We start from the raw sequence: 2,292 nt of genomic DNA on the forward strand, positions 1-2,292 counted from the left end.
CTCGTGGAACTGAACTTCGACGCCCGCCTGCTTGAGCCACTGCTGGAAGATCGCCTCTCCCACCTTTGGCTCCGAGAGCCAGTCGTCGTGCTTGTTCAGGGTGCGCACGCCGTAGTGAGCGGCGGCCTGACGGTRGAATTCGCGGGCGTAGCCTCCAATGATCTGATAGTGCGCGACATCGGTCGCCGAAAGCCCGCCGGTCACCATGCCGCCAAGGTGCGTGCCAGGTTCGAGCAGGACGACATGCAGCCCTTCCTTTGCGGCAGCATACGCGGTCATGACACCAGAGGCCGTGCCGCCGTAGACCACCAGGTCAACGGACGGCGGAGCGCTTTGCGAGATGGCTGGCGGGGCGAAAAGAAGAAGAGCAGCAGTAAGGGGGAATATGCGATGCAGCAATCCAGTCATGAAATGGATACTGCCATCCCAGTGGCGTCGCTGACACGTTTCGAGCCGTATGTTACGCGCTGTTACATTGAATTTGCAGGGGCTTGCGCGGTGAAGACATGCATTGCCACCGGCCATGTACGTAGCGCCCGATTGTTCTCCACCTCGGTATAAGTCACCATTTCAAAGTATTTAGGTGAACCGTTTTTCCTCCACATCTCCTCAATGGAGTTGGAGCCGGCCGAAGACGAGATGAGTGCAACCAGAGCTCCTGTGTCTCGAGATTGCATCAGGAGGACTTTGAGTCCCGGTGCACGGCCTGGCAGAATGGAAATAATAGAGGGACGCACCTCACGGTCCCTCGACTTACGGATGATCTCGTAAGATGTCTGCTCTCCCTTGGCAGGATGAGCATTGGTCACCCGCAGCTCCGACTGCGACAGCGTGAAGTTCATCGCCTGTAGATAGTCGTGGAGCGGCTGGAGCGTCTGGTGAGTCCCGAGGGTAATCACATTCGCCTGTTCCAGGACCATCGGAGACAGGTCACGGGTCACATCGAACGAGACGCGCTGTTTGGCGCCGACCGAGTCCAGGTAGCGCGCCATATCGATGGCAGCAAGGGTGTCCCAGGATACGGTGTAGGGCTGCTCCAACGACGGCTTTCCCAGATCCTTCGTCAACGCCTCGAACTGAGGGTCCTTTGGAATATCGCTGTAGTCGTTGACCATCGTGGAGCGGAAACGGAAGGTCGGGGCATTCGGAAACGAAAACAAGATCGGCGTCGGTAGAATGATGCGGATCGGGGCTGATCGAGATCCGGCTCCGGCAAGGGCGCCACAATCGCAGGCGCCGGATGATCAAGCACCATCAGTTGATGGGTGCCGGTGGGGATGACCAGGAGCTCAGGCTCATCGGTCTCCTGCTGGTAGTAGTCCTTCAGCTTGCGGCGCAGGCGGGAGATATGGACGCGGACCGACGCGTCCGTCGTGGAATCGAAGTTGCTGTGCCGGCCAAGCGCCTCTGTGGCGATGGCATACTCGCTCACACTCTCAAAGCGATGCTCCCACAGGTATTGCAACAACTTGCGTTGCGTTTCCGCCCGGGCGAAGTGCGGACTATGCAGCACTCGCTGCACATGCGCTTCGATGGCGCCGGAAGTCTCCGAAGATTCCTGAACCGGCGGCGGGAGAGTCGTTGCCATGCAGGGCATTCTACGCAGGCCTAGGGTGTGTCATCAAACTCCTGTCGCCAGCGTTGTCGTCACTGAAGCAGAGCGCGAAGTTGCGCAGGGTAGGTTTCGGCGCTCTCTGGAGTGCCATCAGGACGGACGCCGATGCCATAAGTCAGGCTGTCACCCATGCACAAAATCGAAACGTTCGGAGAGATCTGCGGTGGAAGCTTCGAGCGTACCGCCGCCGCCAGCATGCCGTAGCCTTTCGCTGTGAGGTGAACTCCATCGGTACTGAGCTCGGCACTGGCGCCGCCGGCCTGCTGCAGAATGTCGTGAAATGGGACAACGGCCGCATGGTGGGTCCGGGCTACTTCTTCGATCACGGCGTTCACCTGGGCCACCCGCTCCAGCGGCGGCAAAATACCATATGCCTCCGGCCGATGACGTTCCAGCAACCGCGTGAGATCCGGATCGTGCACGGTCACCAGAACCACGGCCGCTCCGGCAGCCTGGGCCTGCTGGACCATCGCGGTAAGGTGCTCTCTGGTCTGCAATGGAGTGAGAAACTTGGCGTCGTTCAATGCATCGTTGGTGCCGGCGAAGAGAACGACATAGGCAGGCTTGGCCTCCGCCAGCTCCTGCGCAAAACGTTTTTCGAGCTCGGCGGTATTTCTGCCGCCAAAGCCGGCGTTCACCACATGTGTCTGCCCATGCATCGTAACCGCCATCAAGAG

4 protein-coding genes are annotated in these 2,292 nt (G+C 59.6%); all 4 read right to left on the reverse strand.

Going from position 1 to position 2,292, the window contains the following annotated elements; all coding sequences use genetic code 11:
• The coding region (locus AB4043_RS25980) for an FAD-dependent oxidoreductase (protein WP_442308585.1) at window positions 1-408 on the reverse strand (408 nt) is incomplete at its 3' end.
• Between the two features lie 62 nt (window positions 409-470).
• Complete coding sequence (locus AB4043_RS25985; RefSeq protein WP_442308586.1) at window positions 471-1,115, reverse strand: hypothetical protein; 645 nt, start codon at window positions 1,113-1,115, stop codon at window positions 471-473.
• On the reverse strand, window positions 1,064-1,588 hold the full coding sequence (locus AB4043_RS25990) for a helix-turn-helix domain-containing protein (protein WP_442308587.1): 525 nt from the start codon (window positions 1,586-1,588) through the stop codon (window positions 1,064-1,066). Before AB4043_RS25990 ends, AB4043_RS25985 begins: the two co-directional genes overlap by 52 nt.
• Window positions 1,589-1,647: 59 nt before the next feature.
• A partial coding sequence (locus AB4043_RS25995; protein WP_442308588.1) for a GDSL-type esterase/lipase family protein occupies window positions 1,648-2,292 on the reverse strand: 645 nt, incomplete at its 5' end.

Origin of the sequence: Terriglobus sp. YAF25, from assembly GCF_052113305.1 — a bacterium.
GTDB lineage: Bacteria > Acidobacteriota > Terriglobia > Terriglobales > Acidobacteriaceae > Terriglobus.